The organism is Methylocucumis oryzae (assembly GCF_000963695.1).
Lineage (GTDB): Bacteria > Pseudomonadota > Gammaproteobacteria > Methylococcales > Methylomonadaceae > Methylovulum > Methylovulum oryzae.
The window spans coordinates 26,707-41,895 of sequence record NZ_LAJX01000055.1; the positions used below are offsets into that span (position 1 = coordinate 26,707).

13 protein-coding genes and 3 pseudogenes are annotated in these 15,189 nt (G+C 44.0%); 4 read left to right on the top strand and 12 right to left on the bottom strand.

Annotated elements, in window-relative coordinates; all coding sequences use genetic code 11:
- Positions 1-192: 192 nt before the first annotated feature.
- Positions 193-486 (top strand): hypothetical protein, encoded by a 294-nt coding sequence (locus VZ94_RS06455; RefSeq protein ID WP_239649688.1) that lies wholly within the window; start codon positions 193-195, stop codon positions 484-486.
- 55 nt (positions 487-541) lie between these two features.
- On the opposite strand, the gene VZ94_RS06460 is transcribed toward VZ94_RS06455, so the two are convergent.
- Positions 542-1,147 carry a peroxiredoxin gene (locus VZ94_RS06460; RefSeq protein WP_045778611.1) on the bottom strand — a complete coding sequence of 202 codons (606 nt, stop codon included), beginning with the start codon at positions 1,145-1,147 and terminating at the stop codon, positions 542-544.
- 246 nt (positions 1,148-1,393) lie between these two features.
- On the opposite strand from VZ94_RS06460, the pseudogene VZ94_RS06465 reads away from it, so the two are divergent.
- Positions 1,394-1,904: pseudogene (locus VZ94_RS06465) on the top strand (hypothetical protein).
- Between the two features lie 50 nt (positions 1,905-1,954).
- Here the strand turns inward: VZ94_RS06465 and VZ94_RS31735 are convergent.
- The gene (locus tag VZ94_RS31735) at positions 1,955-2,284 is read right to left on the bottom strand and encodes a hypothetical protein (protein ID WP_338040272.1); all 330 of its coding nucleotides are present in this window, start codon (positions 2,282-2,284) and stop codon (positions 1,955-1,957) included.
- Between the two features lie 43 nt (positions 2,285-2,327).
- A complete protein-coding gene (locus tag VZ94_RS06470; RefSeq protein ID WP_338040271.1) occupies positions 2,328-4,727 on the bottom strand; it encodes a hsp70 family protein in 2,400 nt (799 codons plus the stop codon).
- A gap of 238 nt (positions 4,728-4,965) precedes the next feature.
- Here VZ94_RS06470 and VZ94_RS06475 point away from each other — a divergent pair, with 238 nt between their 5' ends.
- Both VZ94_RS06475 and VZ94_RS06480 read left to right on the top strand, forming a co-directional pair.
- Positions 4,966-5,178, top strand: coding sequence for a hypothetical protein (locus tag VZ94_RS06475; protein WP_045778612.1), 213 nt, complete (start codon positions 4,966-4,968; stop codon positions 5,176-5,178).
- 134 nt (positions 5,179-5,312) lie between these two features.
- Positions 5,313-6,227 carry a hypothetical protein gene (locus tag VZ94_RS06480; RefSeq protein ID WP_045778613.1) on the top strand — a complete coding sequence of 305 codons (915 nt, stop codon included), beginning with the start codon at positions 5,313-5,315 and terminating at the stop codon, positions 6,225-6,227.
- Positions 6,228-6,274: 47 nt separating this feature from the next.
- Here VZ94_RS06480 and VZ94_RS06485 read toward each other — a convergent pair.
- The 9 genes and pseudogenes from VZ94_RS06485 to VZ94_RS33100 form a co-directional block, all read right to left on the bottom strand.
- A pseudogene (locus VZ94_RS06485) lies at positions 6,275-8,011 on the bottom strand (multicopper oxidase domain-containing protein).
- Positions 8,012-8,556: 545 nt separating this feature from the next.
- Entirely contained in the window at positions 8,557-9,774 is a 1,218-nt protein-coding gene (gene ispG, locus VZ94_RS06490; RefSeq protein WP_045778614.1) for a flavodoxin-dependent (E)-4-hydroxy-3-methylbut-2-enyl-diphosphate synthase, read from the bottom strand.
- Positions 9,775-10,069: 295 nt separating this feature from the next.
- Positions 10,070-10,964: pseudogene (ispA, locus tag VZ94_RS06495) on the bottom strand ((2E,6E)-farnesyl diphosphate synthase).
- Positions 10,957-11,187 carry an exodeoxyribonuclease VII small subunit gene (locus VZ94_RS06500; RefSeq protein WP_045778621.1) on the bottom strand — a complete coding sequence of 77 codons (231 nt, stop codon included), beginning with the start codon at positions 11,185-11,187 and terminating at the stop codon, positions 10,957-10,959. The pseudogene ispA and the gene VZ94_RS06500 overlap by 8 nt, the downstream one beginning before the upstream one ends.
- 9 nt (positions 11,188-11,196) lie before the next feature.
- Positions 11,197-12,492 (bottom strand): phosphoribosylamine--glycine ligase, encoded by a 1,296-nt coding sequence (gene purD, locus VZ94_RS06505; protein WP_045778615.1) that lies wholly within the window; start codon positions 12,490-12,492, stop codon positions 11,197-11,199.
- Between the two features lie 9 nt (positions 12,493-12,501).
- Positions 12,502-14,058 (bottom strand): bifunctional phosphoribosylaminoimidazolecarboxamide formyltransferase/IMP cyclohydrolase, encoded by a 1,557-nt coding sequence (gene purH, locus VZ94_RS06510; RefSeq protein WP_045778616.1) that lies wholly within the window; start codon positions 14,056-14,058, stop codon positions 12,502-12,504.
- Positions 14,059-14,105: 47 nt separating this feature from the next.
- Entirely contained in the window at positions 14,106-14,360 is a 255-nt protein-coding gene (locus VZ94_RS06515) for a helix-turn-helix domain-containing protein (protein WP_045778617.1), read from the bottom strand.
- A 10-nt stretch (positions 14,361-14,370) separates the two neighbouring features.
- Positions 14,371-15,006 carry a tRNA dihydrouridine synthase gene (locus tag VZ94_RS06520; RefSeq protein ID WP_052700267.1) on the bottom strand — a complete coding sequence of 212 codons (636 nt, stop codon included), beginning with the start codon at positions 15,004-15,006 and terminating at the stop codon, positions 14,371-14,373.
- Positions 14,996-15,189: tRNA-dihydrouridine synthase (locus VZ94_RS33100; protein WP_052700268.1), on the bottom strand; the 194-nt coding region annotated here is incomplete at its 5' end. The genes VZ94_RS06520 and VZ94_RS33100, both read right to left, overlap by 11 nt.

Consider the following 15,189-nt stretch of genomic DNA (forward strand, 5'->3'; position numbering starts at 1 on the left):
GGTGTTATTTAGCTGTGTTATAAGGCTATCAACGTAAGGCGGGACAGGGTATTCAGGGTGCAGGACGCCGTAAATACATCCTTGTAGGCTTGGTGGCAGCATCCCTGCTGCCAACACCTGTACCCTAAATACCCTGTCCCTGCTAAAGTGTGTAGCCTGTTATAAAACTTAATAAAAAAGAAGAGGGGGAATATGTCATTAATGTTATTGGCCACGCTAGGTGGTTTTATAGTAATTGTCTGGTTTTATTTAACCGCGAAAGAGAAAGGTGAGTCACCTATTCAATGGGTCATTATCGGCGTTATTGGATACTGGCTGACCTGGTGGTTGATTAAGCTGACCTTAGTCAATGCGGTGGCTGGCTTATTTGCAAAAAGCTTTGCGGGAGCTTTTTTGATTAGGCAGGTTCCGGCGCTTTGTGCGATTACAGCTGCTTATTTGATTCGGAAAAAATTATTAGCTGATTTAGCCAAGAAATCACAATAGAGTTTCGCTGTTGAGGCAAGCTAGTATTACGCTTGCCTCGTCGGCAAATTAACGATTACAGTTTATCTGCATTTTTATCTAAATACTCAGCAACACCTGCTGGGCTTGCGTTCATGCCCGCATCGCCTTTATTCCAACCTGCTGGACAGACTTCGCCGTGTTCTTCATGGAATTGTAAGGCATCGACCATGCGCAACAGCTCATCCATGTTGCGGCCTAATGGTAAATCGTTGACGACTTGGTGGCGGACAACACCGCTACGGTCGACTAAGAAGGTGCCACGGTAAGCAACAGCAGGTGCGGCAGCTTCGACATCGTAGTCTTTGCAAATACTATGGGCAATATCGGCAGCCATGGTATAACGAACTGGACCAATACCGCCTTTGTTAACAGGGGTATTACGCCATGCATTGTGAGTGAAATGAGAGTCGATAGATACGGCAATAACTTCTACGCTACGGCTTTTGAATTCGTCTATGCGATGATCTAACGCGATTAACTCGCTAGGGCAAACGAAGGTAAAATCTAACGGGTAGAAAAATAAAACAGCATATTTACCACGAGTTGCTTCTGAAAAGCAGAAAGAGTCAACGATTTGACCGTCACCTAATACAGCGGGAACAGTGAAATCAGGTGCTTGTTTTCCAACTAATACGCTCATTGATTACTCCATAATGTTGAAATATATAGGGTTTATTGGTATCATCAGCCACTTGATTAGGTGGCATGAACCCTATTCTACACCAGTTCGGTCGGTAATTGTCTAGTGTTGAAATTTTTTACTTGCTTTTGCCTTAGCTTTGGCGATAATTATGACAAGCCAGTTACTAAACTGGAGTTTACTATAACACTAAGGCGGTGCAACCTTGTTACTAGCTATTTTATAACTTTTATGGAGAGTTAAACCATGGAAAAAATTAAACACATAACAGAACCTGATGTGTTCGGCTTTCAAGTTCGTATCGTAAGACGCGGAAAAGAAAGTAGCCGTTATTTTTCTCATAAGCTTTGGGGCAATAAAAGCAAATCATTACAAGCAGCTATTGCTTGGCGCGATCAAATGCTTGTGGTTTTAAAAGGCAGCAAAACTCGCTTTCTTAAACCACCTAAAAATAAAACAACAACCGGCGTAACCGGTGTTTCAAGAACGATTAAATTCGATCATCGTAAAGATAAAAGCTATTTGTGCTATACGGTGTTTTGGGTATGCAATGGTAAGGCAAGAAACAAGACATTCCAAGTAGGCAATGTCGAAAAGGTATCGGCTGATGATGAATTGCATGCTTTTAGAACAGCGCGGTTATTCAGAAGTTGTTACGAATATGCTATAGATAATGATTTGGAATTTCACGATGAAAAAATTTATCGGTTGGAAAAAAACCAGATTGTACGACGACGAAAATTTAAATCCGGTTTAGTCTGTTGTTTTCAGCATCACGGCGGTATTAAATACGCGCCGTGAACTTTTTTACTGATTAATCAGTTTCAATCCAGGTGGCAAAGATTCACCAAAGAATTGTTTAGATTCTTTATCATCGAGTTCTTTCACTTGTTCAATTAACTCTACCCAATTCGCAGGCGTTTTGCTGTTTCTTAGTTTTGCACTCAGCTTGTCACGCAAATCGTCTTGAATATCGCGTAGCCTATCGCCGCTTTTTCGGGCTAATAACGTTGCGGCAAAGCCAATATGAGGGGACTTTTTCCAGTCTTGTTCTAGCATCAATGCTAGCCATTTTTCGGCTTCTTCAGCGGGAATCACATTATGGCTGCTAGCATGTGCAGGAATACGCGTTCCTATACGGCCTAAGGCCCACCAGGTTTGGTCAGGTTCGCCGCTTTTTTCAAGGCGTTTTAACTAACCAATTACCCAGTTCTAATTTTTGCGCTATTGTTAAACGCTCTAATGAGGCGGCTAAACGCACAATTTCTTCATAACCACGCATTTTAAGTTGTTTGGCAATACTCGGTTGTCTTGCAGTAGCAGGGTCTAAATATTTGGCAAGATCGGCAAATATTTGTTGTTGTGCTTCGGTATGTAGGCCGCCCGCAATACGCCGCCATAGTGTCCACCATTCTGTCCAGTTCTGAATTTCATTAACGAATTGAATGCCTAGCGGGTAACGATTCCATAGTTGTTCTACCCGCCAATCATCTAACACATAGCCAAAACCCGGTCTTAAGCAAAAACCTATAAGGCTCAACCAGACACGCTCGTGTGCAGGCGAGCGGCGTTGGTATTTGCTACCTGCTAGTAACATAGCAAATAGCTCGCGTAGAACCTCAGTGCTCCATTCTAATCGTGGTTGAGCTAAGATTTTTTCTAAATCTGTGCGCAAGTTTTTTACCGCATTAGGGTCTGCTTGTTTGGAGCGGCTACCAAATACGGTTTGTATTTTATTGTCTATCAACTCAACTTGTTGCGCTGATAATGCGTTAACCGAGCTGAACTCAGAAACGTTGCCTTTATTGCGGACGCGAAATTCTACATCCCAACGTTGTTGACTATTCGCAACAGAAACGCACTGAATTTTTAAAGTGCCGACTTCAGTGAGCGTGACGGATAAGCTAACGGTAACTTCGGTTGCGTTGTTTGCGTTTGCTGTGGTTTGGTAGTCCAATGCAACCGCTAAAGGCGGCAAAGAATGGAATGACTCATCGATAGTCACCATATCGCCAGGTTGATAGTTGCTGCCACCCGTTAGCGATGCTAAATGAAATCGCACAGGCATACCTAAACGCAATAAAAATTGCCGATTAGGTAGGATGACTTCATCGCCTTCTTCACTGCCTCTAGGTAACACACAAACACCTTGTTGTTGGTCAGTGTTAGTATCTATCAATAAAAAATAATTGCGTGCAGAGCCACCCCCGATTTTGATTTGCTTGCCTTGTCTTGCTAGGGCATAGCTAACCGCGCCATAAGCGACAGCCAGTTCTGGGTGTGGGTTCTGTAATAATACCGGTGGTTGTTGCTCGCGCCAGAGGCTTAACAGCTCTACGATACGTTTGCTTAATGCTTTGCTTCTAAAGACGCCACCGTTTAACAATAAGCCATCAGGCACATGGGTGGTGTTTTGTAAAGCTTGCTCACAGGCGCTTTGATGCTGTTGTAAAAATGCGGCAATATGCTTGCTAATAGCAGGTTCCGACGCGTAAGGTAGGCCGAACTCAACAACGCCACTACGTTTACGGTTAGGTAGCTCTGATAAGTCTGATAGTGGAAAAAATCCCTCTAGTACAATTTGCTGTACTTCTGCACGGGTTAATTCTGTTCTACGTGTTTGCCCAATAAGCTTTGAGCCACCGCCTAGCAATGCTACGCTGGTTTGTTCTGGCGCGTCATCGGCCAGTAAGCGTTCTTTAGCAATACGGCATTGTTCTAATAGTTGGGAAAACTCTGACGTGGATAAACGTTGCTCAGGCCGGGTGAGGCGAGATTCGGCTAAATGCGCTAAGGTTAAATCGATATTGTCGCCACCGAGCATTAAATGGTCGCCTACCCCTATGCGTGTTAACTTAGGCTCAGCGCCATGAGAATCCACTTTAATCAGCGTTAAATCAGTGGTGCCGCCACCAACATCACAGATAAGCAATAATTGCACTCGGTCTAATGCTTGTTTTAAATGTTTTTGATTCTGCCGTAGCCAATCGTAACAAACCGCTTGAGGCTCTTCTAGCAGTCTTACGTTATTTAAACCAGCGAGTTTTGCGGCTTCAATAGTAAGAGCGCGCGCGGCTTCATCGAAAGAAGCTGGAACGGTAATAACAATCTCTTGTTGCTCTAGCGGGGCGTCAGGGAAACTATGCCGCCAAACCGCGCGAATATGTGATAAATAGCTGGCGCTAGCATTAAGTGGCGATATTTTCTTAACATCATCGCCAGCGCCCCAAGGTAAGATGCTGGCTTCTTGGTCAATAGAGGGGTGGGATAACCAACTTTTGGCGCTAGTGACTAATCGGCCTATGGTTTTAGCACCTAATACTCTAGCGGCTTGTCCTAAAACAGCGTGGTCGTTAGTAGGTGAAAAGTTAATATCCTGTGCCGCTAATTCGCCTTCGGCTGCGTGATAACGCACAGAAGGTAATAAAGGTTGAGCTTCGACTTGACCAGGCGCAATTAGCTGTTGAATGGGGAAAATGTTAATTTCAGGATTCGCCAGATGATTTTTAGCATAAGCCACAACAGTGTGTGTCGTGCCTAAATCTATGCCAACAATAAAAGTGGGGTTGTTTTCTTGCACGTTCTCTATACAGTTTTACAATGAGATGCCCTAAAGGGTATCACACAAAGGCTTAGGTCGAATAGGTAAAGCTGCTTTTTAAAAATTGAAGTAGTATTTAACTTTTACAAGATGCGTTATAGTGTTAGCGAGAGTCAATAAAAGGGGCTCGGCAGGGTATTGCTCTCGTTTTTAACATTTAATTTCATATGTGTGATTGCACACTATTGTTAATAATAACAAAGCGTTGAAGGTTTCTATGAAAAAATATGCAGCTCTTATTGCGTTAATGAGTTTACCTGTTTGTGTAAGCGCAGAAATTTTTGAAACAACGATTACGGTCAATAACATAAAAAAGAATATTGAAGAAACAAAAACCTTTGGTTTTGATATTGGGCAAGATTTATTCGATCAATTTAAGGAGAAAGTGTTAACTAATAGTTTGATAACTATTCAAATAGCGCTTATGTAACGGCGCAGTCAAATTTTAGAGGCTTACCGTTTACCACGGTATTTGCAGAAAACAGCACTGAGTTAACTTTTAGAGTTGATCGTTTAGGTATTCTGAAAACTTTTAAAGGGGCAACTAGAACGAAAAGTGCTGATATGTTGGAGCGCTATTTACGACGTAATGTTGATGGCACACTAAGTAAAATATCAAGAGAATTAATTGCAACGTCTGCGACTGACCCATTAGCAGGTAATGTTACCAGTTTGCAAGGGCAAATGGTCTTTAGCGATTTTCAAAGGGGATGTACATCATGTGCGGCAGGTGTGACGCGTAGCGTTAGTGGTGTTCAAGTCAATCCCTTTTTAGTTGGTGTGGGCGGTGGCAATTATACGCAGAATGGTATCGATATATCGGTAATTAACGTGCCAATTAGTACCTCATTTAATGTTGATTCTAATGATCCGCGTAAAAAACTGTTTGTGAATGGACAATTTAACTATGTAGCGGTAGGTAATGCCGAGTCGTATCAAGGAGGCTTAGGGATAGGTTATTTGCATCCTATTAATGACCATTGGAGTTTAACGCCTGGATTAAGCTACGGCATTATTGGTTCACCAGATTTAGTCAGTGCGGGGCAAATTTTTTCGGCGTCTATTACTAGTAATTACGGTGTAAACGTTAATGACTATAGCTTATCAATGGCTAACATGTTTGGATATTATAAAACCTTGCCGTTGAATGTTGGCGATGTGGATTCTGATCCTGATATTAGCAATTATGTGTTGAAGAATGGCTTTTTTGTCGGTAAGAATTTACCTTACGACGTGTTAGGACATAAGCTAAATCTAATGGGCTTTTTTACCGATACTGAGTTTTTTGGCTCTAAGGTGTTTTCTAGGCAATACAACGAAATTGGCTTTCAAATCGGTACTATCGAAGATGTGGCTTGGCTAAAAAAGGTTTCGTTTGGTATGGCTGATAAGATTTCTTTTAGTGCGAAATATATTTTTAGTATCGAAGATCCAAATAACTTAGAAGGCTATGATTTAGGGATTAGCTATCAGTTTTAAGGGTTATCAGTATGCCGCCTGATGGATTCAGGCGGCAATTTTAACCACTATTTTTTTATCAACTTAAGACCATAATCATAAGCTTTTAAACCGTAGTTGATTAATAACTGTTTTTTCACATAAGCAGCATACAACAATCCACCAAGGATTAAACCGAACAATAAATTGCTAAACGGCGAATTTTGGCTGGTATTGGCGTTAGTTGCGCTATCTGAGGCTTTAACTGGTGTATTTTGCACGGCCACTTTTGCTGGTTGATATGGCGCGTTTTACATCAGGTAAACCTAAGCTATGCCAAGCATCGTAATCTTGCCAAACCGGGTAGTTTTTTTGCCAAAATGATTTGGTGAAATATTGTGCTAAGCTCATGCCATTCGCTTTAGGAATGCCGCGCTCGTCTAAATAATCTTTATAAACCACTAAGCTAATACTACCGCCTTCGCCTTGGCCATTTGTGGTAAAGGCTTTCTCAACATGGTCATGGTACATCCAAATGCCTTGACCAAAGCTATGCAAACCATCATCAACACCATTGAGTTCTAAATCTATGCGTTGCGCGGGGGTCGATACCGTGTACGTCACGCGTAATATACGAGCTAGGGCCGTTGTCAACGCCGTCGTAATGGGTAATCGTTGGTTTGTGCCCGTGTATATGCAACGCCATGCTCTCGGTATGGCCGTTTAATACGCGTAGCTTAACTTTTTTGTCTTGCTCCATTTCAATAATGGATTCGCGCAAGGTGTAAGGGAAGGCGCGACCATTAATCATGTAATAATCATCAGACGCGTCAGTAATATCGTATTCCATGTTCATGTGTTTTGCGACTAAAACGTGGGTCGTTAGCCGAGCGTGCCACATAATCATGTAATTCTTTATCAGCGGACTGGTAATGTAAGTCATATTCACGGTCGTATTTTTCTAATACTGCGACCGATGGATGACGCACATGGCCAGCGCCTACGTTTAATGATTGTACCCAGTTATTTGGGCGGTTTTCTTCGACGACCAGAATACCTTGCAAGCCCATAGGAATATGGGTGTGAGGTTGCACATGGCAGTGATAATACATGGTGCCGGCTTGACGCGGTTTTATCACATACGTTTTGCTATCGCCAGGCATGGTGTCCATGTTACTGGTTTGAGCGACGCCATCGTTGCCACTACCGCTATGGTCCATAAACGGGTGGTCGACACCGTGTAAATGGATAGAATGTGGCAGGTAATGGGTGTTTTCTAACACAATCCATAAAATATCGTCTTGCTCTACGCGAATTACCGGCGAAGGGACTCTAAGTAATGGGTTGGCTTCTGGCTCATATAGGCTTAGCGTAGACATATCGCGGGTTTTCGGGGCATATACCCAGAAAGTAGGCTGAATGCCTGGGGCAATATCGAAGGTGGTAATCGGCGTTTTTACATCAGGCGAATGCCCGTTAAGTTCGACGATTTCAAGTTTTATAATAATTTTGTCTGGGTCGCCGTCGCCGTCTATGTCATCTGACATCGTGATGGCATCAGCTGCTAGCTGGGTTTGCATCAGCGTGTCCATAGAAATATTGTTTGTGCCTTTAACAAAGGCGGCAATATCGGCTGGGTTGTCTGGGTTACACAAATGCGAGGCTTGTATAGTGACGCCATCAACGACTTGCTCTTTCCGCCATTCAGCCGGGGTAAATGCCGAGCAGACTTCTTCGACTGGACCCATATCAACTTTCGCAGATGGCGGTAAGTCGGTGCTCGCTTGGCTAAGCGAATGAGTAAGCAGCAAGATTGAGCTTGCCATCAACGCAAGAGAGTGGTTACGCATGTTTTATCCTCTACATATCAAACGAAGGACGATGACTCGTCATGAACAGTTGGTTTTGTTATTTTTATTAGGGCATTTTAACCGAAGAATCAGGTTAAGCCAGGTAGGCCGGGTTTACCCAAAGGGCATAAAAGGCGATAGCCGTAACCCGACATAACGAAGCACCCCGTGCCACCAGGCTTCCTAATTTTAAGTGGGTCGCCTGTTTATTATCAGAGCATTTTAACCGAAGCATAAGGTTAAGTCTGTTAGTACGCTTGATACTACAAAAATTCCCCTATTATATATATGAAAAATAAATATCACGCGTTTATTTGATTTAAATCAGTTTTTGTAAGGTAGCGCAACGCCATACCCTACAAAAATGCAACCCGTATATATTTCAAACGGTTAATTTTAAGTAAGGTGCGCTGTGTACATCTGTATAACATCATTAAAAATCAATGAAAAAGGTGCGCATAGCGCACCCTACAGCAACACAAGATACCTAAAATTTGACCGTTCAGAGTATAGGTTTTGCTTTACGCGCCATAATGAGATTCGATATAGCGCTCGACGATTTGTTGAAATTCTTCAGCAATGTGGTCACCTTTTAAGGTCACTGTTTTAACGCCATCTTCGTAAACGGGCGCTACGGGAATTTCGCCAGTGCCAGGTAAGCTAATACCGATATTGGCGCTTTTACTCTCGCCAGGGCCATTGACAACACAGCCCATAACGGCGACTTCCATTGCTTCTACCCCCGGATATTGATTACGCCAAATCGGCATTTGATCACGTAAATACGCTTGAATATCCATAGCCAATTTTTGGAAATAATCGCTAGTGGTGCGGCCACAGCCTGGGCAAGAAATGACCATAGGTGCAAACGAGCGAAAGCCCATTGTTTGCAATAATTCTTGCGCGACGATGACTTCTTGGGTTCTCGACGTGCCGGGTTCTGGTGTTAATGAAATGCGTATGGTATCGCCTATGCCTTGCTGCATCAGTATGGCTAGTGCTGCTGCCGATGACACAATACCTTTTGAGCCCATGCCCGCTTCGGTTAAGCCTAAATGCAAGGCGTAATCACAACGACTGGATAAATCTTGGTAAATGCTGATAAGTTCTTGTACATTACTGATTTTGCATGACAAAATAATTTTATCTTTGCCAAGACCTAATTCTTCTGCTTTAGCCGCGCTCTCTAAGGCGGATAAGACAATGGCTTTACGTGTGATGGCCGGTAACGGTTCTGGATGCGTAAGCCCACGGTTTTCATCGAGTAGTCGGGTTAACACGGCTTGATCTAAGCTGCCGCCATTAACGCCTATGCGTACCGGTTTATTGTACTGACACGCAAATTCAATCATTTGTTGAAATTGTGGGTCACGGCTTTTACCGCGCCCCACATTACCAGGATTAATACGGTATTTGGCTAGTGCTTGTGCGCAATCGGGATATTTTTCCAAAAGTTTATGACCGTTGAAATGAAAATCCCCGACAATAGGCGTATTACAGCCTAATTGTTGCAAGCGGTTATAAATATCAGGCACTGCGGCGGCGGCTTCCTCAGTGTTGACTGTGATTCTAACCACTTCGGAACCGGCTTTAGCTAATTCAATAATTTGATTAGCCGTAGCTGTGACATCGGCGGTGTCGGTGTTGGTCATTGATTGTACGACAATAGGCGCGCCACCACCGACTTTAACATCGCCAACGAGTACTGAGTGAGTAATTTTTCTTAAGCTGATAGACATGATACATCCTGAATTAACGGTTATTTTTCTATTATACGCGATATAACCTATTGAAGCGATTCATGAAGTTGGTTGTTGCGTATGGTGTGCTGATTACACTGCTATTAAGTGAGTACAAGCTTGCATTATGTGGTATTTAAACCAGTGTAAAGCAAGCCTTAAATTCCGAAAAACGGTTACTTAATAGCTTAGTGTGGGCAGTGGCCGACTAGAGTTCAGTAATGCGAGATTGGGTAGAGGAAGCCTCATGACGGTATGTTGTTCCCAAACCTGTTTGGGAACAACAGCTGTTTTATTAATGGGTCCGCTGGATAATATAAAGCGACAAGTCGCGCAATAAATCTGCTTCCGAGCCAAAATGACTTAAATTAGCTAACGCCATGTCATGCAACTCTTTGGCTTTTTGCTTAGCGCCCGCCATGCCTAATAATGCAGGGTAAGTCGGTTTGTCTTGGTTCTTGTCTTTACCTTGAGTTTTACCTAGTGTAGCGGTATCGCTTTCTTCGTCCAAAATATCGTCTTGAACTTGAAATGACAAGCCTATGCATTTGGCGTAATGGTCTAATTTCATCGCTACGCCTGGTTCTATGCCTGTTGCCGCTATACACGCTAAATTAACACTGGCGCGAATTAATGCTCCTGTTTTATGGATATGCATATTTTCCAGCTCAGGCAGTGTTAGCTGGTTGCCAACGGCGGCTAAATCAATGGCTTGCCCGCCGACCATGCCTTGCGAGCCGCTGGCTTTGGCTAAGGTATTAATCATGATAATGCGTTGCTCGGCGCTGATGGGCATAGCATCATGCGCTAAGATTTCAAAGGCTAAGGCTTGCAGCGCGTCACCGGCTAAAATAGCGGTAGCTTCGTCAAATGCGATATGGCAAGTAGGTTTGCCACGGCGTAAATCGTCGTTATCCATAGCCGGTAAATCGTCATGAATCAGCGAATACACATGAATACATTCGATGGCGCAAGCCGGGCTGTCTAGCAGTTCAGGGTCTAAGCCTAAAATTTTTGCCTGTGCAATACGTTAGCATGGGGCGTAAGCGTTTGCCGCCATTTAATACGCTATAACGCATGGCTTCATGCAGTTTTTGCGGCAATAGGTTGGCTGAGGGTAGCCGGTGTTCTAAAGCGATTTCGACGCGGTTTTGACAATAGTGTTGATAGTTTTTTAATGCTTCACTCATCGGTAAATGGCTCCAAGGTTTGTGTGCCGTTTTTTTCCATTAGGATTTGTACTTTTTGTTCAGCTTCTTGTAACGCTTGTTGACAGGCTCGCGTCAGTGCGATGCCGCGCTCGAAAGATTTTAGCGATTCTTCCAAATTAATATCACCTTGTTCGAGTTGACTGACGAGCTGTTCTAATTCGGCTAATGAATCTTCAAATGTAGTGGCTTTTTTCTTGACCATAATCATCATTCAATGGGTTGAAGAGGGGGATGTTAACGCCTTAAATCCTATATCTGTTCGGTAATATTGGTCTTGCCAATCAATCGTTTGCGCTAATTCATAGGCTTTATTTTGTGCGCTGGCAATATCGTCTGCTAAGGCGCATACGCATAACACGCGGCCGCCAGCGGTAACAATATTGCCGTTATTTTCTGCAGTGCCTGCGTGAAAGACTTTAGTATCTGAATGCTCTGTGACAGGTAAGCCTGTAATGAGGTCGCCTTTGCGATAGCTGTCTGGGTAGCCGCCAGCCGCTAAGACAACACCTAAGGCAGCACGATTATCCCAATGCACATGGGCTTGCTTGAGGCTGCCATTTAGTGCGGCTAAACATAATTCGACTAAATCGCTTTGTAATCGCATCATGATGGGTTGAGTTTCGGGATCACCGAAACGGCAGTTATATTCCAAAACTTTAGCGGTGCCATTGGGTTGTATCATCAAGCCTGCGTATAAAAAGCCGGTATAGGGAATACCATCATCAGCCATGCCTTTTAAGGTAGGTTCAATAATGTCGCGCATGATGAGCGTATCAAGCTCTGCGGTAACAACGGGTGCAGGTGAATAAGCGCCCATGCCACCCGTATTAGGACCTGTGTCGCCATTATCGCGCGCTTTATGGTCTTGCGATGTTGCCATTGCTAGCGCATGTTTACCGTCAGCAATGACGATATAACTGGCTTCTTCACCGGTTAAAAATTCTTCAATAACGACTCTATGCCCAGCTTCGCCAAAGGCGTTACCCGCGAGCATGTCTTTTACGGCAGCAATGGCTTCTTGTTCAGTTTGAGCAATAATCACGCCTTTGCCAGCCGCTAAGCCGTCGGCTTTTACGACAATAGGTGCGCCTTGTTGCCGAATATAGGCAATAGCTGCTTCAGTATCGGTAAAGCTTTGATAAGCGGCTGTAGGAATGTTATGCCGCGCTAAAAAGGTTTTTACAAAAACGTTTTTAGAGCCTTCAAGTTGGGCTGCTTGTGCGCTAGGTCCAAAGCAATGTAAACCTGCCGCCTTGAATTGGTCAACTATGCCTAATACCAGTGGAATTTCAGGGCCTATGATAGTCAAGTCAATAGCACGTAGTTGGGCAAACGCCAACAAGCCAGCAATATCGTCAACAGCGATATTAACATTGCTGATTTTGGCTTCACGCGCTGTGCCAGGATTGCCCGGTGCGACAAATACCTGGCTAACTAAGGGTGAAAGACTAGCTTTCCATGCTAGTGCGTGTTCGCGGCCACCGCTGCCTACAATTAAAATTTTCATAACGGCTCCTTAATGGCGGAAATGACGAATGCCGGTAAACACCATAGCGATATTATGCTCATTGGCAGCATCAATGACTTCTTGATCGCGGATAGAGCCACCTGGATGAATAATCGCGCTAACACCGACTTCAGCAGCGGCATCGACGCCATCTCTAAACGGTAAAAAGGCATCGGATGCCATCGCCGAGCCTTGAACCGTTAAACCTTGGTCTAACGCTTTAATACCAGCAATTTTTGCTGAATAGACGCGGCTCATTTGCCCTGCGCCTATACCTATTGTGCGGCTGTTTTTACCGTAAACAATGGCATTGGATTTGACATATTTTGCGACTTTCCAAGCGAACAACATATCCGCTAATTCTTGCTCGCTAGGTTGTCTGCGACTGACAACGGTAAGCTGATTGGTATGCAGTTCAGCAATATCCATATCTTGTACTAATAAACCACCGTTTACGCGTTTATAATCCAGGCACGCTATATTATTTGTCCAGACGCCGCAGGCTAAAACACGTACATTAGGTTTAGCGGCTAAGATGGTGCTGGCTTCAGCGCTGACTGTGGGTGCAATAAGGACTTCAACAAATTGCCGTTCAATAATCGCGCTAGCCGTGATTGCGTCGAGTTCCTGGTTAAACGCAATAATACCGCCGAAGGCTGAAGTCGGGTCGGTTTGGTAGGCTAAATTATACGCGCTGAGTAAATTATCGGCTTCGGCAACGCCACACGGGTTGGCATGTTTAACAATGACGCAACACGGTTTAGCGCTAAAGGCTTTTACACAAGCTAAAGCGGCATCGGCATCGGCGATATTGTTATACGATAATTCTTTACCTTGTAATTGCTGGGCGGCGGCTAGCGTGCCTGGTGTTGGGTTGGTTTCTTGATAAAACGCGGCGTGTTGATGGGGGTTTTCGCCATAGCGTAAGCTTTGTTTTAATGAAAATGGCAAGGTTAACTGTTCAGGGAAAACTTGGCCGTTAACTTGACATAAATACGCCGCGATTTGGCTGTCGTAATGCGCGGTATGCGCAAAACCTTTTAACGCTAAGTTAAGTCGGGTTTGCTCACTTAGCTGTTTATCGTTATCAGCTAATTCGCTGAGGATAGAGGCATAGTCATTGACATCAACAACGACGGCAACATGAGCGTGATTTTTAGCTGCAGCTCTTAACATAGTAGGCCCGCCTATATCGATGTTTTCTATCGCATCGGCGAAACTACAGTCAGGTTTAGCAATAGTTGCCGCAAATGGATATAAATTGACGACGACTAAATCAATCGCTTGTATTTGATGGCTTTGCATAGCCTCATCATCAATACCGCGTCGACCTAAAATGCCGCCATGAATTTTAGGGTGTAAGGTTTTGATTCTGCCATCCATTAGCTCAGGAAAACCGGTGTAATCGGATACCTCAATAACAGGGACAGCGTGTTCGGCGAGTAGCTTAGCAGTGCCGCCGGTTGATAACAGCTCAATGCCTAATTCGCTTAGCGCGCGGCTAAAGTCAATAATACCAGTTTTATCGGAGACGCTGATTAAAGCGCGGGTAATGGTTTGCTTCATGAGTTAAAGAATAGAAACGAGAGAAGAGTTAACAAGGTTTGTTTGCGTTATTGCGACAAACCATAAAATTCCATTTTTTTGCGCAACGTACTTCGGCTTAAGCCAAGCACTTTCGCTGCTTTGGTTTGATTATAACCGGAATGGGCGAGCGCAGCTTCCAATAATGGCTTTTCCACTTCGCCAATCACTAACGCATGTAAATCGACTGCATCATGATCGCTAAGCTGAGCAAAATAAATTTCCATGCGCTCTTTCACATACAGAGATAAAGGTATAGGGATGTTTTGTTTCGCTGTTTCCATAATAGGCAGTTTAGAGGTTTGTTAATGAATCAAACGCATAAAGCACACGGCCAATTTGCTCAGCCGGTGTTTCAGCTTGGTTTATTAAAGCCAGGCATGTATTCGGCTGCTTAAAGGCTTGGGCTAAATACCAAGCAATATGTTTACGAGCGATTCTGACAGCGGTTAAATCACCATAAAATCGATAAAGTTCTTCTAAATGCTGGAGTAGAACGCTTTTTACTGAGTCTGACTTAGGCGGCGGCAGCGTAGTGCCTGTCGCTAGCAAGTGCGCGATTTGTTGAAATAACCAAGGGTTACCGCGTGCTGCCCTGCCTATCATAATCGCATCTGCACCGGTGTCCTGCAATACCTGTCTAGCGATTTCTGGGCTAGTAATGTCACCATTAGCAATCACAGGTATGTTAACGGTTTGCTTAATTAACGTAACGGTTTCATGCTCTGCATGGCCTTCAAATTTACACGCGCGAGTTCGACCATGAACGGTTAAAGCAGCGATACCGGCTTGCTCAGCTAGTTGGGCAATGGTCACTGCGTTTTTATTCTGTTTATCCCAGCCGGTACGGATTTTCAGCGTGACAGGTACCGGCACGGCATTCACCACGGCGTCTAAAATGCGTTTGACTAACTCTTCATCACGAAGCAATGCGGAGCCAGCCGCGACCGAGCATACTTTTTTTCGCCGGACAACCCATATTGATGTCAATAATGTGTGCACCCCGCGCAACATTGATTTTGGCAGCCTCAGCCATTTGTCTAGGATTTGTTCCTAGTATTTGAACTGAGCGAATACCGTCTTCACCTGCATAATCGCATTTTAATAAGGTAC